This is a genomic window from Rhizobium sp. HT1-10 (assembly GCF_049472505.1).
In the GTDB taxonomy this organism is placed as follows: Bacteria; Pseudomonadota; Alphaproteobacteria; order Rhizobiales; family Rhizobiaceae; genus Rhizobium.
The window spans coordinates 58,347-76,014 of the sequence record NZ_JBCEBQ010000009.1; the positions used below are offsets into that span (position 1 = coordinate 58,347).

Sequence of the window (17,668 nt, forward strand, 5' to 3'; positions counted from 1 at the left end):
TCAGCCAGCCCTTGTCTCCGCAGTGCGGCGTTGGAAGAGATCGTGGAAGACGGGCCATATCTGGCTGCGATCGCTGACCTTGCGCATCGACAGCACGGGCCAGCCGGCCGAGATCCGTTCATAGAGCTGCCAAACCGCCGAACCCGACGAGATCGCCACGCTCCTCCCCTCGCCGACTTCGAGATAGGCGAAGTACTGCGTCGCCGGCAGGATCCAGTCCTGCAGCAATGTCGCCGTCCTGGCACTGTCGGAATAGGCATTGTCACCATCGGATGCCTGGGCCGCATAGATGTTCCAGTCGGAGGGCGGGAACCGCTCAGCCATGATCTGTCGCATGGCGTCGAGTGCGCTCGAGACCTGCGTGCCGCCGGTGGCGGGGCTACGGAAGAAGGTCTCCTCGTCCACCTCCTCGGCCGTGTCGGTGTGGCGGATGAAGACGATCTCCACCCGCTTGTACTGCCGGGTGAGGAAAATGTAGAGCAGCATGTAGAAGCGCTTGGCGAGATCCTTCATATGCTCCGTCATCGAGCCGGAGACGTCCATCAGGCAGAACATCACCGCTTGCGCGACCGGCTTCGGCTCGTTTTCAAAGCGGCGATAGCGAATGTCGATCGGGTCGATATAGGGAATACGCCGCACCCGCGATTCGAGCGCCGTCACTTCCGCCTCCAGGACCAGCCTCTGCTCGTCATCGACGCAATCGGCGATCTCGGCATGCAGCATGGCGACGGTTTCGGCCTTCGGCCGGTTGAGGGCGACCCGGCGCATCATCGCCCGCTTCATCGTCCGGTTGATGGCAAGATTGGAGGGGGAGCCGTTGACGGAATAGCCGGCCCTGACCGGGTTCGGCTGCTCCGAGGTCGCGAGCTTCTTCTTGGCGAGATCGGGTAGCTCGAGGTCGTCGAGAAAGAGATCGAGGAATTCCTCGCGGGTCAGCACGAAGCGGAAGGCATCTTCGCCGCTGCCGTCTCCGCCGTCCTTGGGTTTGCCCTTGCCGCCCGGCGGACGGGCAAGGATATCGCCTTCGATGAAGGTCTTGTTGCCCGGCAGGACATATTCATGAACCCCTGCCGATCCTTTGCGAAAATGCGGCTCTTCCGTGCCTCCAAGAGGGATGCTGATTTCGCCGCCTTTGAGAACGTCCTGGATACCTCGGCTTTGCGATGTCTCGTAGACCGCCTTCTGCACCAGCGCTTTTGCTCGTCTGAGGAAGCGCTGGCGATTTTCGAGACTCTTGCCGCCTGGGTTCAGACGCCGGTCAACTATGTGCATTCCTACTCCTCTGTTGGGACTAGCCTGCCTGTTTGACGCGCATATACCATTCTACCAGGCGGCGAACCTGCCGCTCCGTATAGCCTCGTGAGGTCATGCGCTCGACGAACTGTCCATGTTTCTTTTCGGTATCGCCGTCCTTTTTGGAGCCGAAGGAGATCACCGGCAAAAGGTCTTCCACCTGGGAGAACATCCGCTTTTCGATGACTTCGCGGATCTTCTCGTAACTCGTCCAGGACGGGTTTTTGCCGGCATTGCTGGCCCGCGACCGCAGGCAGAACTTGACCACCTCGTTGCGAAAATCCTTCGGATTGGCAATCCCCGCCGGTTTTTCGATCTTGGTCAGTTCCTGGTTGAGAAGGTCGCGATCGAGCATCTGGCCGGTGTCGGGATCCTTGAAATCGACGTCCTCGATCCAGGCATCGGCATAGTCGACATAGCGGTCGAACAGGTTCTGGCCGTAGTCGCCATAGGATTCCAGATAGGCCTTCTGGATCTCATGGCCGATGAATTCCGCATAGCGCGGCGCCAGCTCGCCCTTGATATACTCCATGTACTGCTTCTCGACCTCGGCCGGCAGTTGTTCCCGCCGGATCGATTGCTCGATGACATACATGAGATGCACCGGATCGGCGGCGATCTCCGTCGTGTCGTGGTTGAAGGTCGCCGCCAGAACCTTGAAGGCAAAGCGGGTGGAGACGCCGTCCATGCCCTCGTCTACCCCCGCCGTGTCGCGATATTCCTGGACGCTGCGGGCCCTGGGATCGGTCTCCTTCAGGCTCTCGCCGTCATAGACCCGAAGCTTGGAAAACGGCGTCGAGTTTTCGTGCCGCGTCAGCCGCGACAGCACGGTGAAGCGGGCGAGCGTTTCGAGCGTTGACGGCGCGCAGGGCGCCTGGCTCAGCTCGGATTCCTGGATCAGCTTCTCATAGATCTTCTGCTCCTCCGTGACCCGCAGGCAATAGGGCACCTTGACGACGCAGATGCGGTCGATGAATGCCTCATTGTTCTTGTTGGTCTTGAAGGTCTGCCACTCCGCCTCGTTGGAATGGGCGAGAATGACGCCGGAGAACGGGATGGCGCCGATATTCTCGGTGCCGATATAGTTGCCCTCCTGCGTCGCCGTCAAAAGCGGATGCAGCATCTTGATCGGCGCCTTGAACATCTCGACGAATTCGAGCACGCCCTGATTGGCGCGGTTGAGACCGCCGGAATAGCTGTAGGCATCGGCATCGCTCTGGGCGAGGCTTTCGAGCTTGCGGATATCGACCTTGCCGACCAGCGAGGAGATATCCTGGTTGTTCTCGTCGCCGGGCTCGGTCTTGGCGATGGCGATCTGGCGCAGCCTCGACGGCTGCATCTTCACCACCTTGAAGCGCGAGATATCGCCGCCGAACTCTTCCAGCCGCTTCAGGCACCAGGGGCTCATCAGCCCCGTCAGCCGCCGCTTGGGAATGCCGTAGCGTTCCTGCAACATGTCGCCCATCGCAGCCGGATCAAACAGGCTGAGCGGACTTTCGAACACCGGACTAAGCTCGTTGCCGGCCTTCAGCACGTAGATGGGATGGACTTCCATCAGCGCTTTCAGCCGTTCGGCAAGCGATGACTTGCCGCCGCCGACGGGGCCGAGCAGATAGAGGATCTGCTTTCGCTCTTCCAGCCCTTGAGCCGCGTGACGGAAGAAGGCGACGATCCGTTCAATCGTCTCTTCCATCCCATAGAAGCCCTCGAAGGCGGGATAGGTGCGGATGGTTCGGTTGAGAAAGATACGCCCGAGGCGGGAGTCCCTCGACGTGTCGACAAACTGTGGTTCACCCATCGCGGCAAGTAGTCGTTCTGCCGCATTGGCATACATCAAAGGTTCGCCCTTGCAGGCTTCCAGATATTCAGAGAATGACATCTCTACTTCGCGCCGCGCCTCGAAGGAACGTGCAAAGGTGTTGAATAGTACATCCGTGTTGTACATGGCGCCTCATCGAGGTTGCTATTGCAAATACGCCTGGTCAGCTGGAAAACAATCCGCTGCATACAAAATTCGGTGACGTTTCTATGGAAGGCGAAACATAACCTTGGAGCAAATGCTACGCTTGATTCGGCAATGCAGCAATATCCCAGGCGCTCCCAAGCCTTCGAATTAATGATTGACCGCTCTAAAATTGCGTTAAATAATTGCTAAATCATCCACTGATTGCAGTACATGACGCAGGCCAACTTGCCCATCCATCGCCATGAGGGTTGGCTAACTCATTGATTTAGAAATATGTCAGACGCCCGAGGCAGGCGCGGACGGCAAATATGCCACATGCCGTCCGATTTTTTGCTGCAGAGCCGATTTGTTATCAACCGTTCATCTGGGTGATGAAGCGGGTTTCGAGATAACTGTCGACTGCCTCCGATCCGCCCTCGGTGCCATAGCCCGAATCCTTCATGCCGCCGAATGGCACTTCGGGGATCGACAGTCCGTTGTGGTTGATCGTCAGCATGCCGGCTTCCATCCGCTGTCCGAGCGCATGCGCCGTGCCGACCGAAGTCGTGAAGGCATAGGAAGCAAGACCGAACGGCAGGCGGTTGGCCTCGGTGATGGCATCGCCGAGCGTCGCAAAGCGGTTGATGATGGCGACCGGCCCGAACGGTTCCTCGTTCATGATGCGCGCATGGGTCGGAACGTCGGTGATGACGGTCGGCTCGAAGAAATTGCCCTCGTTGCCGATCCGCCGGCCGCCGGTGCGCAGCGTCGCGCCCTGCGCCACGGCGTCGTTGATCAGCGCTTCCAGCGCCGGGATGCGCCGTTCATTGGCAAGCGGCCCCATCTGCACGTCGCCGTCGAGCCCGTTACCCACCTTGATTGCCTTGGCGGCAGCCACGAAACCGTCGGTAAACTGGTCCATGACGCCGTTCTGGACGAGAAAGCGCGTCGGTGCGACGCAGACCTGCCCCGCATTGCGGAACTTCGCCAGCGACGAGACCTCGATCGCCTTGGCGATATCGGCATCCTCGAAGACGATCGCCGGCGCATGGCCGCCAAGCTCCATCGTCGCCCGCTTCATGTGCAGGCCGGCGAGTGCGGCAAGCTGCTTGCCGATCGGTGTCGAGCCGGTGAACGAGATCTTGCGGATGACGGGATGCGGGATCAGATATTCCGAGATTTCAGCCGGAACGCCATAGACGAGGTTGACCACGCCGGCCGGCATGCCGGCATCGGCAAAGGCGCGGATCAGTTCGGCCGGCGAGGCCGGCGTTTCCTCGGGCGCCTTGATGATGATCGAGCAGCCGGTGGCAACCGCTGCCGAGAGCTTCCGGACGATCTGGTTGATCGGAAAATTCCACGGCGTGAAGGCGGCGACCGGCCCGACCGGCTGCTTGACGGTCATCTGCAGGACGCCGGTGTTGCGCGCCGGAATGATCTGGCCATAGGTGCGGCGCGCCTCTTCCGCGAACCAGTCGATGGTGTCGGCGGCTCCGAGCGTTTCGGCGGTCGATTGCGCCAGCGGCTTGCCCTGCTCGCGCGTCATCAGCCAGGCGATCATGTCCTTGCGCTCGCGCAGGATATCCGCCGCCCGGCGCATGATCTTGGAGCGCTCGAAGGCCGAAGTATCGCGCCAGATCTGGAAACCCTTGTCGGCAGCCGCAAGTGCGAGGTCGAGGTCGGCGCGCTCCGCGTGGGCAATCTGGCCGAGCGTTTCGCCGGTGGCCGGGTCGCTGACCGCGATCGTCTTCTTCGATAGGGCGTCGCGCCATTCGCCATCGATGAACAGCTTGACGTCTGGATAACTGGGCATGGGGAAACCTCTTGGAACGTGGGCGGCAGCTCTCAGCGCGGAGCTGGGGAACGGCCGTGGGACCGGCCTTCTGAAGCCACCGGGGATCTTCGATCAGATTTAGTCGAGCGCCGGATATGGTGTCAACGGCGCTGGATTTCCAGCTGCCGACAGCGCTCACCGCTTGGGCCGCAACGCCGACCTGCATCACGAAATCGAGAACAGCCCTAGATTTAAGCAGGAGCTTTATTAACTCCCGTGAGAACAAGAAAAGGAGCAACAGATGAAGAAACTCGCCATCATCGCAATTTCACTCATGACTGCTTTCGCAGGCATTGCACCGGCCGAGGCATTTCCGGTCTCGGCACCTCCAATCGCCAGAAACGCCGACGTGGTGAACGTGCAATACCGCGAATACCGATATCACGGACGCCATAACGGCGACCGGGGCCGTTATTACCGCGGCCGCGACCGCCACTACGACCGGGGTTATCGCGGCTATCGCCGCCACAACAACACAGGTGCAATTATCGGCGGCCTGGCAGCTGGCGCCATCATCGGCGGCATCGTTGCCGGCTCACGCTCCAACGGCAGTTCGCACGCCCAGTCCTGCGCCAACCGCTACCGCACCTACCGCGCCTCGGACAACACCTACCAGCCGAACAACGGCCCACGGGTGCAGTGCCGTTAAACTATCGGCCTGAATGGATTTATGTTGATGCTAAGCCGCCTGTGATGAAAGTTGCGGGCGGCTTTTTTGGATTATTTTGGGCTACGTGATGTTGGCCCACACGCTTTGAACAGGAGACCAAACGAGCGCAAAAAAATCTTTAGAAAATGGTGCCCGGAGGCGGCATCCAATTGTAATTTCAGCGATTTTCAATTGCTTGGCGGTGAAGGGCTTTGATGCTCTCCGGTGGTCTCTTTAGCCCCAGGTCCGCCCGCGCAATGCTTCGAGCGTCACGATGGCTGTTTCGGGTCAGCGGCAACATTGTCGCCGCGGTGTTGCGCAAAGCGAGCGCCCCGGTTGGGAAAGAAACCGTGCTATGGTTTCGTAGCGGAGAGCCAATCGCTCCGCCTCCTGCTGATCAACAAAATTCACCAGCGAGGGGTCAGAAGGATGGCGCATGCGTCGAATGGCGGCTTCTTTGACGCAATGTTGCAAAGGTCTTTGTCTGCCTCGCATATGGTCTTCAGGCCGTCCGCAGCCTGCTTTTCTTGGATTGCATTGGATAGGCACTCCAGGTCCCATTGGGCTGCTTCCGAAGGAGCTTTATACAGAACGTAGGTCAACCCGCACAAAATCAAAACGACGCAAACTGTTCCCCCGGTCAGGGCGTAATTCCCGATCGTCAAAGTCGCGCGTGAATTTCGATCCAAAAGAGGCTTTATTTTTTCCACCAGCCCCCAAGCGGAAAGCGCCGCAAACGCAAGGACTATTATTGCTGCAATACTCACTGATTTACTCCGTAGCCGTTTCGCATCGACCTACTAGCTACCGTCTCTGAAAAGCCTCTTATCAAAACAGCTAGAATTCACCCTAACCTGCTGAATGAGCGAATGAGCCAGCGTTGCCGGACTACGTGCGATGTGACCGCCACCTTGCGCATGCACTACGCGCGCGCCGGCCTGCCGGACCTTTCAAAATCTGATGCGGGCTGAGCTATCCGCATCGAAGCGGGCCGTCCAGACTGCGCGGCGCAAGGCAATCTATCTCGAACGTCGTCCTGAGACGCCTCAGCACGTAGCTGGTGGCAAGGCTTAGCAAGAAGCAGCAAGCGACAAAATGTCGTTTGCTGGGGAGACTACTGCAGCAACCGGACAAAACATCAGAACCGTCCAGCGCGATGCTGCACGCAGCGACCATCAGGGAAGTGTAGCGATATTCGCCGCCCCACTCAAACGATTGACATCGAGTGTACTGAACTGCCAGTGAGGCATATTCTGGGGGACTGCGGCCATAGCAGCTATGTCGGCCTGGAAATGCGTCGCGTCAGCGACCCCCAACATGTCGCGCATGCGATTGAAATAGCGGCCTGATTTTGCTCTGGCGAAGATTTCAAATGCGTTGCCATAATGGTCGACATACAAGAGTGTGTCGGGCCACCAAGAACGCCAATCGCTGCCGCTCCGGCCCCGAAGATAAGCCACGAACTCTGCTGTTAGAATATAATCGAAGTGGATCCCAGACCCTTGATTCCGGCTTTTCATCATATCTGCCGAAAGCGAGGTTCTGCGTGTGCCGAGACGGTTGTTGCGGATCTCGAATGACTTCGCGTGCTCCCCAAATACTTTAAAAGAATGCATATCACCCTTTGGCGAGCCATCGACCATCTTCCAGTAATATTCGTTATTAAAAAGATATGCGGCAAATAAAAAGTTCTCGAATTTTATGGCAGATGCAACAGCATATAAAAACAACTCGCGGGCAATGAACCGAAAATTATCAAAATCGACATCGGTGTACTGGCCCGCATTTGGTGAGCGATACATGTACGGGATAAGCTTTTCGAAGAAGCGGTGAACGGCTTCTGCCATCTCTTCAGTTTTGTCGTATTTGGCTATGGCAGCGAACAGCTCGATCAGTTCATTGCGGTAAGGGGTGAACTCGTCGATGCTTTTGTAAACGACGTCGTCAAACTCAGCGCGATTGTCTTGCGTCACCTTAATTCGGAAATTTTCCAAGCCATCTGCAACTAAGTCTAGATATTCGACGACTTCCGCGCGTGCAGTAGGGCTCTGGCCTTTGATGGCGGCCAAAGCTTGTCGATGCGTCGTGCTGGTCCCTGTCTTCATTTGCTGACTGTCGGGGTTCAGAAAACTTGGCTTTGAGCCCTTGACTGGCCTCACGTCGAGAGGTTCATTCCATATCCATCGGAGCAACCGATCAAACTGAGTGGGGTTGGAAGGGCCACTGAGATCGATATAGAGCCGACTTCCATAGTAAGCCGGCAATAGCGCCTTTCCGTCGGCGCCCCGCTCACGCAGTACGGCAACAAATTTGTCTTGCTGCGCCTGCCTATAAAGGTGAGGAGTTATAATCTGCGCCTCCGTCCCGGCGCCTCCCGATCTCTCGTTCGATTTGGTCACATACATCGCGTCACAGATGAGCAAAACTTTTGTGATGGTAGGATCGGTGACCATGCTCTCCATGAAGGCGTCAGCGTCATGACCAAGTTTCAGATCCCATTTATCCAATTTTACCTCGACGCCTTTTTCGACAAGGGCTTCGGCCAGCTCGACAACCCATCGCTCATGGTCCGCGCTGCTCCAGCTGTACGAAATGAATATTTTCGGTTCCGCCGGCAGTTCGATATCGTTACCCATCTTCCCCCTCCCATGTCGATTGGCCGATATCAGATTCTAGCCGAATCACGTTTTGATTGAGATGCACCATACGATCAGGAACCGCGGAAAATATACAACATGGTTCAGCATTGCTTGTGGTCGGCTAGGCTTCCAGGCTGAAGTAAAAACAAGACATTCAGGTTTCGCCTCTAATCGTCATGGCGGCATCTCTGCCGGCCTCAGTGAGAATGTATCCCTCTAGCCGGTCAGGATGCTTCTTTTGCATGCGAAGCTCAATAAACACCCGCGCTTCAAGCCGCTCGCTGGTGCCTGGCCCGCAACTTTTGATGTGGCGCCAGTGGACTTGAACACCGGGTCCATGCTCGAGCAACTGCTTCAGCACGGATCGTTCCGATTTGATCATGGCTTTGCTCGGTATCGAGGCTTTCCACTTGGCATCGGCTACGGCCATAAGGCGCATCATATCAGCCTCGCCCATAGTCTTCGGGTCGAAACCTAGTCCATCATACCATTTTTTCAGAGGATGATCCGCGTTTGTCGGGATTGGATAGCCACCGCTGCCCTTGGGGTCGCTGCGAGCTCTCCAGGCCGCCTATAAATTTTCCCCTTGCCTAGCGCCCACGGTGGCTCGGTCAGCGCTGGGCGAAACGAAATCTAATGGCGAGAACGGCATAACGCGCACGGTCGTACCGTCCCGCTCGATTTCCACCGTCACACCTTCGGCCTTAGCCACTTGCGCCAAGCGCTTCAGCTCAGCAGCTGGAAAAAAGGCTCTCTTCGTCATCGGAGCACCTCGAGTTTCACGACAAATACGCGCGCGAGGCGCAGGCTGACATGTGGTTTCCTACATGACGGACTGGGAGCGATAGCAAAACACCCTCCGCAAAAAATATTATTCTGAACGTGACGTCTCGCTCACGGTCTACCGCACGCGCAAAGGGGGATTACAGGGGGGATATGCTGCTTTAGGTCTCGGTAATTTAATTGACGAAACAAGCACTTGTTGGAAATAAATGGTGCCCGGAGGCGGATTTGAACCACCGACACGCGGATTTTCAATCCGCTGCTCTACCAACTGAGCTATCCGGGCATACATGCTTCATCCCGAAGGATCTGCCTCTCAAAGAGGCTTGGGGAGCTTGGTTTTCCCCGGAAGCGTGGGCGTTATAACATCTTGTTCGGCCATGTCCAGCATCAATTGTCATTTTTTCGACAGGAAATGCCAAAAGAGAAATACAATATCCGGATCAATAACTTAGCGCATAAATCCGGTTAGTGATCGCCTATTCCTCGTCCTCGTAGCCGGCCTTTTTCTCGTCATCGGCTACCGGGATCGCGTAGGAGCCGCTCAGCCAGCGCGACAGGTCCATCTCGCGGCATCGATCCGAACAGAAGGGGTAGTGTTCGCGCATCGACGGGCGGCCGCATTCGGCGCAGGCGCGCGGCTTGCGCAGGGGCTCGACCTTGGCGCCGAGCTTTATCTCATTTTCCGACATGGATCACCCTTCCTGCCAATGGGCGTGAATATCGAATCCTTCCCCCGACAAGAGCAGCATGGTCTCGTAGAGCGGAAGGCCGACGACATTGGTGTATGAGCCGACCAGCTTCTGTACGAAGCTGCCAGCCAAGCCCTGGATCGCGTATGCGCCCGCCTTGCCGCGCCATTGGCCGGAGGCGAGGTAGAATTCGATGTCGTTGCCCGAAAGACGCTTGAAGCGAACCTTCGTCTCGACCACCTTCTGGCGCAGCGTGCGGTCCGGGGTGATCAGGCAGATGCCGGTATAGACCGTGTGATTGCGGCCCGACAAGAGATGCAGCGCCGCTGAAGCCTCCTCGACGAACTCCGCCTTGGGCAGGATGCGTCGGCCAACGGCCACCACGGTATCGGCAGACAGAAGGTAGCTGCCGGCCCAGGCGACGTCGCCCGTCAGCGCGGCAAAGGCCGCCTCGCCCTTTTCCGCCGACAGGCGGCGGGCAAGCGAGCGCGGGTGTTCGGCCTTCTTCGGCGTCTCGTCGATATCCATCGGCATCAGGCGCGCGGGTTCGATCCCCGCCTGGTGCAGGAGATCGACGCGGCGCGGCGAACCGGAGGCCAGGATCAACGAATGTTTCAGCGCCATAAAACCTCGACGTCAGCGGACGTAGACGGGGAGCCGGCGAAAGAATTCGCCGGTTTACTTGAAACGGTAGGTGATGCGGCCCTTGGTCAGGTCGTAGGGCGTCATTTCCACCAGCACCTTGTCGCCGGCCAGAACGCGGATACGGTTCTTGCGCATGCGGCCGGCCGTGTGGGCGATGATTTCATGCTCGTTTTCGAGCTTGACGCGGAACGTTGCGTTCGGCAGCAATTCGGTGACGACACCGGGAAATTCGAGAACTTCTTCTTTAGGCATTTAGGACGGTTCTTCCTGTCGGTTTGACGCCGGGGCTGATGCCGCCGGAAAATTTGCGCGGAAACTACACAATCGACGCGGTCTTGTGAACCTCGTTGATCAGGGTTTCTGCATTTGTTTCATGCCGATTGCGCGGCAATTCCGTTTCGTCGGGCAAGGCGACTGTCGATCAGCCCATAGAGATGCTCCCTCACGCCCCGATAAGCATCGACGATCTGTTCGCGCGTGCCCGATATCACCGTCGGATCGAAGGTCGGCCAGTAGATAACCTCGACGGCCTGGGACCGGGTCAATTCGAGCGCGGCGTGGTGGGCTTCGGGCGAAAGCGTGATGATGAGGTCGAAGAAATCGTCCTCCAATTGCTCCAGCGTCTGCGGCTGCCGGCGCCCGAGGTCGAGGCCGATCTCTTCGAGCACGCTGTCGACGAAGGGATTGCGCTCTCCGGCCCGCACGCCCGCAGACATGATATAGGTGCCGGCGGGTAGAATTCGCCGCGCAATCGCCTCCGCCATCGGCGAGCGGATGGAGTTCATGCCGCACATGAACAGCACGGATTTCGGAGCATGAGCCGGCGCGGGAAAGCGGTCTTGCGTTTCCATGGCGCTCATCCCCGCCAATAGAGAACGCAGACCAGCGTGAACAGCCGCCGCGCGGTGTTGAAATCGACTTCGATCTTGCCCTTCAGCCGGTCGCACAGCGTCTGCGACCCTTCGTTGTGGATGCCGCGACGTCCCATGTCGATCGCCTCGATGCGGCTCGGCGTCGCGGACCGGATGGCTTCGTAGTAGCTCTCGCAGACCAGGTAATAGTCCTTGGCGATACGGCGGAACGGCGTCAGCGACAGGATATGCGTCGCCACCTGCGGCTCCCCTTCGGCCGCGATATGCAGCACCAGCTTGGCATCGACCAGCGATAGCTTCAGCGTGTAGGGACCACCGGGATGGCCGATGGGCCGGAAGACATTTTCCTCGATCAGGTCGAAGATGGCAACGGCGCGCTCGTGCTCGACATCGGGGCTGGCGCGGCCGATCGTATCGTCAAGGACCACATCGGTCAGCCGGTAGTCGCCCGCCGCCATCGCCTAGCCTTCGAGGTTGAGCCGGATCGCCACCGAGCGGGCATGGGCATCGAGCCCTTCGGAATTGGCCAGCGCGATGGCTGCCGGGCCAAGCGCCCGCAGCTGCTCGGCGCCGAGCCTCAGCACAGAGGTGCGCTTCATGTAGTCGAGCACCGACAGGCCGGACGAAAACCGCGCCGAACGGGCGGTCGGCAGCACATGGTTGGAGCCGCCGACATAGTCGCCGATCACCTCTGGCGTGTGCTTGCCGACGAAAATGGCCCCGGCATTGCGAATGCCCGACATCAGCATGTCAGGATCCTCGACCGCAAGCTCGAGATGCTCGGCGGCAATGCGGTTGGCAAGCGGGATGGCGTCATCAAGGTTTTCGACGATGATGATCGCGCCGAAATCCTGCCAGCTGGCCGCGGCAATTTCGGAGCGTCCAAGCGTCTTCAGCTGCCGCTCAACCGATAGCTCGACAGCCTTTGCCAGCAGCGCATTGTCGGTGATGAGGATCGATTGGGCGCCCCGGTCATGTTCGGCCTGGGCAAGAAGATCGGCAGCGATCCAGTCGGGATTGTTGTCCTTGTCGGCGATGACAAGCACTTCGGAGGGACCGGCGATCATGTCGATGCCGACTGTGCCGAACACCTGTCGCTTGGCGGCTGCCACATAGGCATTGCCCGGTCCCGTGATCTTGGCGACCGGCGCAATCGTCTCGGTGCCATAGGCAAGGGCCGCCACTGCCTGCGCGCCGCCGACCCGATAGATTTCCTCGACGCCGGCCATGCGGGCAGCAGCAAGCACGGCGGGATTGACCACCCCCTCGCGCGCCGGAACGACCATGACGATCCGCTCCACACCGGCGACCTTGGCCGGAATGGCATTCATCAGCACCGAACTCGGATAGCTCGCCGTACCGCCCGGCACATAGAGGCCGACAGCCTCGATCGCCGTCCAGCGCGAGCCGAGCACGACACCCAGTTCGTCTTCATAGCTGTCGTCGCGCGGCAGCTGCCGGCGATGATGCGATTCTATGCGCACGGCGGCGACCTTCAGCGCGCCGAGCACTTCGGAGGGCACTTCGGCAATCGCCGCATCGATTTCTTCCGCTGTCACCCGCATGGGCGTGGCGTCGAAGTCGATACCGTCGAAACGCACGGAATAGTCGATCAGGGCTGCATCGCCGCGCGTTCGCACATCGTTGATGATGTCGCGCACGATGGCATTCACATCCTCGGACACTTCGCGCTTGGTGGTCAGAAAGGCGGAAAACTGCGCCTCGAAACCCTCTGCTGCCTGCTCAAGCCAGATCGCCAATGCCAACATCCTTTTGCTAAACAACCGCCGGGGCGGCAACAATCAGTCTAAAGCGATCAGGCGGCATCGTCCGGGTGATGCGGCTTGGAAGACGTCTGCCACGCACCGCCGATATCGGCCAGCTGCACTTCGATGCATTCCACGTCCAGCGCCAGCGTCGCGTTGCCGGCAAGCAGCAGCTCGATCGTACCGTCCGGCCCCTCGCCCTTCTGGGCAAAGCGGATCGCCAGCAAGGACAGCACGGTTTCCCGTCGGCGGCGGTCGATGCCCTGCGTGCGCACCGCAAGCACTCGCTTGAAGACCAGAGCGGCGCGGTGGCGCTCGAAGCTCTTCGCCTTGCCGTCCGACTTTTCCCAGTCGAAGCGATTGGCAGCCAGCGAAAACTGCAGACCACGCGGCTCATAGGCCATATCGCCGACCTTGAACACGGCGTCCTGCATATGGGCGGAAACGACCGCCAGATCCTCGCCGTCGAGCGCCAGAAGTTTCAGGTCTGCCATACGTCACTTTTCCCCATCGTCCACGGCCACCGGCGGCTCAGTGCCACAGGAGATAGGGCGCCTGGAGCCGTGACGCAACCGCGCAATCGGCTTCAGACCATGCTTTCCGGCCTATTCGCTCAGTCGTTCGACAATGGCGCCGCAGCGGGTCAATTTCTCTTCAAGCCGCTCGAAGCCGCGGTCGAGATGGTAGACGCGGGAGACGACCGTCTCACCCTCTGCGGCAAGCCCGGCGATGACGAGCGACACCGAGGCACGCAGGTCGGTTGCCATCACAGGCGCGCCGCGCAGCCGTTCGACCCCCTCGATCTTCGCGGTCTGGCCGGACAGCGAAATGCGAGCGCCGAGACGAGCCAGTTCCTGCACATGCATGAAGCGGTTCTCGAAGATGGTTTCGGTGATGTGGGCCGTTCCGGAAGAGCGCGTCATCAGCGCCATGAACTGGGCCTGCAGGTCGGTCGGGAAGCCCGGGAACGGATCGGTGACGATGTCGACCGGGCGGATGCCGCCGCCGTTGCGGCGCACGCGCATGCCGTTGTTGGTGGGGGTGATCTCGGCGCCGGCGCGACGCAAGGTTTCGAGCGCCGTTTCGAGCAGAGACATGTCGGTATTTTCAAGCGTGACGTCGCCGCCGGCCATGGCAACCGCCATCGCATAGGTGCCCGTCTCGATGCGGTCAGGCAGCACACGGTGGCGCGCGCCGGAGAGCGAGGTGACGCCCTCGATGGTGATGGTCGAGGTGCCGGCGCCGGTGATCTTGGCGCCCATGGCGATCAGGCAGTTGGCAAGGTCGACGACCTCGGGCTCGCGAGCGGCATTGCCGATCACGGTCGTGCCGCGCGCCAGCGTCGCTGCCATCATCATGACATGGGTGGCGCCGACCGAAACCTTGGGGAAAGTGTATTTCGCGCCGACCAGGCCGCCCTTCGGCGCCGTCGCGTTGATGTAGCCTGCATCGATATCCATGTTGGCGCCGAGTGCCTGCAGCGACTCGATGAACAGGTCGACCGGCCGCGTGCCGATGGTGCAGCCGCCCGGCAGCGAGACGCGCGCCTGGCCTTCGCGGGCAAGCAACGGTCCAAGCACCCAGAAGCTGGCGCGCATCTTCGACACCAGCTCGTAATGGGCCGTGGTATCGACGATCGTCCGGCAGGTGAAATGGATGGTGCGGGAATAGGCGTCATCCTGGCGCTCGCGGCGGCCGTTGACGGAGACGTCGACGCCATGGTTGCCGAGGATGCGCAGCAGCAATTCGACATCGGCCAGATGCGGCACGTTTTCGAGCGTCAGCGTGTCGCTGGTCAGAAGCGACGCGATCATCAGCGGCAAAGCGGCATTCTTGGCGCCGGAGATCGGAATGACGCCATTGAGCTCATTACCGCCGACAATCCTGATACGATCCATGTGCGATTACGGGCGAACCCGCCTTTCTGAATTCTTGGTGCCTTGCAAAGGAAGGCGGTGTTTAAAGGAAATTGGGCGCCGCTTCAATTCGTTTACAGTCTGCGCGACCTAATCATTACAAATCGTCCATTTTTGCGGCGGGAAGCCCAACCGTTTCATCTGCTTCGCCGGCGCGACGCGCGCGCACCTGCTGCTTGCGACGCGACAGGTTTTCTTTAAGCTTGGCTGCCGCCCGCGCCCGGCGGCGATCGGACTCGCTCATCGTGGGCACTGGCGCGGAACCGGATTTTTCCCCGGATGCTGCCGGGCCCACCGCAGCGGCCTTGCTGCTATCGCCATCTTCATTCTGCTTCATGACCAAGCTGATACCGCAAATAGTAGCATTTCAAAAGCCGCACGCACGTTTTCCCGCGCTTGTTTGAAGAAGATTGGATTTTGCGGCTTGCGCTCGCCGATCAGCTATGGCAATAGCCGCCTCGCCCGATACGGCGCACCCTTTGCGCCACGATGCTGCTATAGCTCAGGGGTAGAGCACTCCCTTGGTAAGGGAGAGGCCGGCGGTTCGATCCCGCCTAGCAGCACCATTCCAACCTGGGCCACCCAAGCAAGATGAGACCGTTCAGCACAATCCTTAGCTAGGCTAGTCTCAGGAAGCCATTGATTGGGTGAGCAGCCGCGCCGAAGATTCTCCTGAGAAACTCACTTTTCGAATGTGCCGGCTAGCGTGGCAGCGTCTTCTTTTATGATTGATGGTGATTTGCCGGATGATCTTTTCCTCCGGTGGCTTGCCGCCATATCTCCAGAATGCAAGAAAGCTTGAGTGGTGCCAAAGGGACTGTCCCCATTTGAAGTTTGACTGGTCATAAAAAGGTCCTCGACTGCGCAGACATCATGTAAGGCACGACCGCCTCCCGCGATTTAACGACTTTCCAGAGAACTCAGCCGGAGAAGTCGCTTGCAAAAAGATCCTGAAAATTACAAAGGATCGCTTGGAAATGATGGGTACAAAATGAAGATCGAACGATTGCCGCTGGCCGGGCTTGCAAAAATTACCCCGACAAAACTGGGGGATCACCGCGGGTACTTTTCGGAAACATTCAAAGAGAGTTGGTTTCGCGAGAATGTCGCCGACGTCGCCTTCGTGCAGGAGAACGAGTCGCTTTCGGCTTCGGTCGGCACGGTCCGAGGCTTACACTTCCAGCTGGAGCCATTTGCGCAGGGCAAGCTGGTGCGCTGCATCGCTGGCCGGATCTTCGATGTCGCCGTCGACATCCGCGTCGGCTCGCCGACCTACGGCCAATGGTATGGGCTTGAACTGTCGAAGGAAAACGGTGAGCAGCTGTGGATCCCGGCAGGCTTTGCCCATGGCTTCGCGACACTGGTGCCCGACTGCGTGATCTCGTACAAGGTGACAGCACCTTACAGCGCGGAGAACGATCGCGGCTTGTTGTGGAGCGATCCCGATATCGGTATCGAATGGCCGCTGCCTCTCAAGGACGCCATCCTGTCCAACAAAGACAAGGTGCAACCGACCTTGGCGGACCTGCCCCCATACTTTCATTTGATCAACGAATAGGCCACGGAGGCAGACGAACATGCGCATTCTTGTTACAGGCGGAGCAGGGTTCATCGGATCGGCACTGGTCAGGCATCTCGTAAAAAATGTCGGTGCGGAAGTTCTGAACGTCGACAAGCTGACCTATGCCGGCAATCTTGCATCGCTGAAAGAGATTGAGGGCGCGACCAATTACCGCTTCCTGCGGGCAGACATCTGCGACATGCAGAAGATGTCCGAAGCGATGTCCTCCTTCCAGCCGGACCGCATCATGCACCTGGCTGCAGAAAGCCATGTCGATCGCTCGATCAGTGGCGCCGCCGACTTTGTGCAGACCAATGTCATTGGAACGTTCAGCCTTCTGGAAGCCGCGCGGCATTATTGGAACGACCTTCCCGCCGATCGTAAAGCAGCCTTTCGCTTCCTCCACGTATCGACCGATGAGGTCTACGGCTCGCTCGGCGACGACGGATTGTTTGAAGAAGTCACCGCTTACGACCCGTCATCCCCCTATTCCGCTTCGAAAGCAGCGAGCGACCACCTGGTGGTGGCTTGGCATCGCACCTACGGCCTGCCGGTCGTCGTGTCGAACTGCTCAAACAATTATGGGCCCTATCACTTCCCGGAAAAGCTGATCCCGCTGATCATTCTCAACGCCATGGAAGGCAAGCCACTGCCTGTCTATGGAAAGGGCGCCAACATCCGTGATTGGCTGTATGTCGAGGATCACGCTCGTGCGCTCGATCTGATTGCAGGGCGTGGCCGTCTGGGCGAGAAGTACAATGTGGGCGGCCGTAACGAGCGCCGCAACATCGATGTCGTCACCCGCGTCTGCGAGTTGATGGATCAACTGCGCCCGAAGACCAAGCCCCACGCCGACCTGATCACCTACGTCACGGACCGGCCAGGCCATGATGCACGCTACGCCATCGACGCAACCAAGCTTGAGACAGAGCTGGGCTGGAAAGCCGAGGAGAATTTCGATAGCGGCATCGAGCGCACCGTGCGCTGGTATCTTGACAATGAATGGTGGTGGCAGCCACTGCGCCAAGGCGTTTATTCCGGTGAACGCCTCGGCGTACTGAAATAAGGCTGAG

At 59.1% G+C, this 17,668-nt stretch carries 18 protein-coding genes and 2 tRNA genes; 4 read left to right on the forward strand and 16 right to left on the reverse strand.

Going from position 1 to position 17,668, the window contains the following annotated elements:
• From VH564_RS20240 to VH564_RS20250, 3 genes are all read right to left on the reverse strand, one after another.
• Entirely contained in the window at positions 1–1,272 is a 1,272-nt protein-coding gene (locus VH564_RS20240) for a YeaH/YhbH family protein (protein WP_423341666.1), read from the reverse strand.
• A 19-nt stretch (positions 1,273–1,291) separates the two neighbouring features.
• A complete protein-coding gene (locus VH564_RS20245; RefSeq protein WP_423341667.1) occupies positions 1,292–3,238 on the reverse strand; it encodes a PrkA family serine protein kinase in 1,947 nt (648 codons plus the stop codon).
• 373 nt (positions 3,239–3,611) lie between these two features.
• Positions 3,612–5,051, reverse strand: coding sequence for an NAD-dependent succinate-semialdehyde dehydrogenase (locus VH564_RS20250; protein ID WP_423341668.1), 1,440 nt, complete (start codon positions 5,049–5,051; stop codon positions 3,612–3,614).
• Between the two features lie 262 nt (positions 5,052–5,313).
• On the opposite strand from VH564_RS20250, the gene VH564_RS20255 reads away from it, so the two are divergent.
• A complete protein-coding gene (locus tag VH564_RS20255) occupies positions 5,314–5,721 on the forward strand; it encodes a BA14K family protein (protein WP_423341669.1) in 408 nt (135 codons plus the stop codon).
• A 407-nt stretch (positions 5,722–6,128) separates the two neighbouring features.
• On the opposite strand, the gene VH564_RS20260 is transcribed toward VH564_RS20255, so the two are convergent.
• From VH564_RS20260 to VH564_RS20320, 13 genes are all read right to left on the reverse strand, one after another.
• Positions 6,129–6,488 carry a hypothetical protein gene (locus VH564_RS20260; RefSeq protein ID WP_423341670.1) on the reverse strand — a complete coding sequence of 120 codons (360 nt, stop codon included), beginning with the start codon at positions 6,486–6,488 and terminating at the stop codon, positions 6,129–6,131.
• A 408-nt stretch (positions 6,489–6,896) separates the two neighbouring features.
• Positions 6,897–8,357 carry a toll/interleukin-1 receptor domain-containing protein gene (locus tag VH564_RS20265; RefSeq protein WP_423341671.1) on the reverse strand — a complete coding sequence of 487 codons (1,461 nt, stop codon included), beginning with the start codon at positions 8,355–8,357 and terminating at the stop codon, positions 6,897–6,899.
• A 157-nt stretch (positions 8,358–8,514) separates the two neighbouring features.
• A complete protein-coding gene (locus VH564_RS20270) occupies positions 8,515–8,790 on the reverse strand; it encodes a hypothetical protein (RefSeq protein WP_423341672.1) in 276 nt (91 codons plus the stop codon).
• Between the two features lie 563 nt (positions 8,791–9,353).
• A tRNA-Phe gene (locus VH564_RS20275) sits at positions 9,354–9,429 on the reverse strand.
• Between the two features lie 193 nt (positions 9,430–9,622).
• The gene (yacG, locus tag VH564_RS20280) at positions 9,623–9,835 is read right to left on the reverse strand and encodes a DNA gyrase inhibitor YacG (protein WP_423341673.1); all 213 of its coding nucleotides are present in this window, start codon (positions 9,833–9,835) and stop codon (positions 9,623–9,625) included.
• A gap of 3 nt (positions 9,836–9,838) precedes the next feature.
• Positions 9,839–10,459, reverse strand: coding sequence for a Maf-like protein (locus VH564_RS20285; protein ID WP_423341674.1), 621 nt, complete (start codon positions 10,457–10,459; stop codon positions 9,839–9,841).
• 54 nt (positions 10,460–10,513) lie between these two features.
• Entirely contained in the window at positions 10,514–10,732 is a 219-nt protein-coding gene (gene infA / locus VH564_RS20290) for a translation initiation factor IF-1 (protein ID WP_004117876.1), read from the reverse strand.
• A 119-nt stretch (positions 10,733–10,851) separates the two neighbouring features.
• Entirely contained in the window at positions 10,852–11,331 is a 480-nt protein-coding gene (locus VH564_RS20295) for a low molecular weight phosphatase family protein (RefSeq protein WP_423341675.1), read from the reverse strand.
• Positions 11,332–11,336: 5 nt separating this feature from the next.
• Positions 11,337–11,810 (reverse strand): UPF0262 family protein, encoded by a 474-nt coding sequence (locus tag VH564_RS20300; RefSeq protein WP_423341676.1) that lies wholly within the window; start codon positions 11,808–11,810, stop codon positions 11,337–11,339.
• Between the two features lie 3 nt (positions 11,811–11,813).
• Positions 11,814–13,112 (reverse strand): histidinol dehydrogenase, encoded by a 1,299-nt coding sequence (gene hisD, locus VH564_RS20305; RefSeq protein WP_423341677.1) that lies wholly within the window; start codon positions 13,110–13,112, stop codon positions 11,814–11,816.
• A 56-nt stretch (positions 13,113–13,168) separates the two neighbouring features.
• The gene (locus VH564_RS20310) at positions 13,169–13,612 is read right to left on the reverse strand and encodes a DUF2948 family protein (RefSeq protein WP_423341678.1); all 444 of its coding nucleotides are present in this window, start codon (positions 13,610–13,612) and stop codon (positions 13,169–13,171) included.
• A 111-nt stretch (positions 13,613–13,723) separates the two neighbouring features.
• On the reverse strand, positions 13,724–15,016 hold the full coding sequence (gene murA / locus VH564_RS20315) for a UDP-N-acetylglucosamine 1-carboxyvinyltransferase (RefSeq protein WP_423341679.1): 1,293 nt from the start codon (positions 15,014–15,016) through the stop codon (positions 13,724–13,726).
• Positions 15,017–15,131: 115 nt separating this feature from the next.
• A complete protein-coding gene (locus tag VH564_RS20320; protein ID WP_423341680.1) occupies positions 15,132–15,371 on the reverse strand; it encodes a hypothetical protein in 240 nt (79 codons plus the stop codon).
• Between the two features lie 154 nt (positions 15,372–15,525).
• Here VH564_RS20320 and VH564_RS20325 point away from each other — a divergent pair.
• From VH564_RS20325 to rfbB, 3 genes are all read left to right on the forward strand, one after another.
• A tRNA-Thr gene (locus VH564_RS20325) sits at positions 15,526–15,600 on the forward strand.
• 425 nt (positions 15,601–16,025) lie between these two features.
• Positions 16,026–16,592, forward strand: a complete 567-nt coding sequence (gene rfbC / locus VH564_RS20330; protein WP_423341815.1) for a dTDP-4-dehydrorhamnose 3,5-epimerase — start codon at positions 16,026–16,028, stop codon at positions 16,590–16,592.
• A gap of 19 nt (positions 16,593–16,611) precedes the next feature.
• Positions 16,612–17,661 (forward strand): dTDP-glucose 4,6-dehydratase, encoded by a 1,050-nt coding sequence (rfbB, locus tag VH564_RS20335; protein WP_423341681.1) that lies wholly within the window; start codon positions 16,612–16,614, stop codon positions 17,659–17,661.
• Positions 17,662–17,668 lie beyond the last annotated feature (7 nt).